This window comes from Rhodococcus sp. EPR-134 (genome assembly GCF_001647205.1).
Classification (GTDB): domain Bacteria; phylum Actinomycetota; class Actinomycetes; order Mycobacteriales; family Mycobacteriaceae; genus Rhodococcus_F; species Rhodococcus_F qingshengii.
This window is the reverse complement of sequence record NZ_LVCT01000658.1, coordinates 1-844: the sequence shown is the minus strand read 5'-3', so window position 1 is coordinate 844 and position 844 is coordinate 1. Positions and strand designations below refer to the sequence as shown.

Sequence of the window (844 nt, the reverse complement as noted above, 5' to 3'; positions counted from 1 at the left end):
CATACGAGCTGGAGTCGGGTCTGCTAGTGGCTCGCGTCGGGTTCGACCAGTTCCACCAGGACGCCGCCGGCGTCCTTCGGGTGAATGAAGTTGATGCGCGAGTTGGCCGTACCGCGTCGGGGAGCGTCGTACAGCAACCGAACCCCGCGGTCGCGAAGCTCGGCGGAGATGGCGTCGATGTCGGTGACCCGGTAGGCGAGCTGCTGGAGTCCGGGGCCGCTTCGGTCGATGAACTTGGCGATGGTCGAGTTCTCGTCCAGAGGCGCGAGCAGCTGAACGGCAGTGGATCCGGCGGGGGAGCCGACGACGGAGAGCATGGCCTCACGCACGCCCTGCGATTCGTTGATTTCCTCGTGGGTCGACACCATGCCCAGGTGCTGCGTGTACCACTCGATTGCCACGTCGAGATCGGGCACCGCGATTCCGACGTGATCGATCGCGACGACGAGGTCGGACGACAAAGGTGCGAGTGCAGAACTGGGGGAGGTCTGTGTCATACCTTTCACGGTAGCGCTACCGTTTGAGGAGTACACGTCGGGATGTGACTTGGCTCTTAGGCCGCACGGAACCGACGACTATCTCTCTTTTGCAGCCGGAGGAAATCGTGACCAGTTCTGTGATTGTTGCGGGAGCTCGGACCCCGATGGGTCGACTCCTCGGATCGTTGAAAGACCTCTCCGGGTCCGACCTCGGCGGCATCGCCATCAAAGGCGCCCTCGACAAGTCCTCAGTCGCACCCGAACAGGTCGACTACGTCATCATGGGACAGGTCCTCACCGCCGGCGCCGGCCAGATGCCCGCCCGCCAAGCCGCCGTCGCCGCCGGCATCCCCATGAACGTCCCC

1 protein-coding gene and 1 pseudogene are annotated in these 844 nt (G+C 64.1%); one reads left to right on the top strand and one right to left on the bottom strand.

Annotation, left to right across the window (positions count from 1 at the left end; all coding sequences use genetic code 11):
• Positions 1-23 precede the first annotated feature (23 nt).
• Positions 24-497 carry a methylmalonyl-CoA epimerase gene (gene mce / locus A2J01_RS28620; RefSeq protein ID WP_007733251.1) on the bottom strand — a complete coding sequence of 158 codons (474 nt, stop codon included), beginning with the start codon at positions 495-497 and terminating at the stop codon, positions 24-26.
• A 107-nt stretch (positions 498-604) separates the two neighbouring features.
• On the opposite strand from mce, the pseudogene A2J01_RS28615 reads away from it, so the two are divergent.
• A pseudogene (locus A2J01_RS28615) lies at positions 605-844 on the top strand (acetyl-CoA C-acyltransferase); the annotation flags it as partial.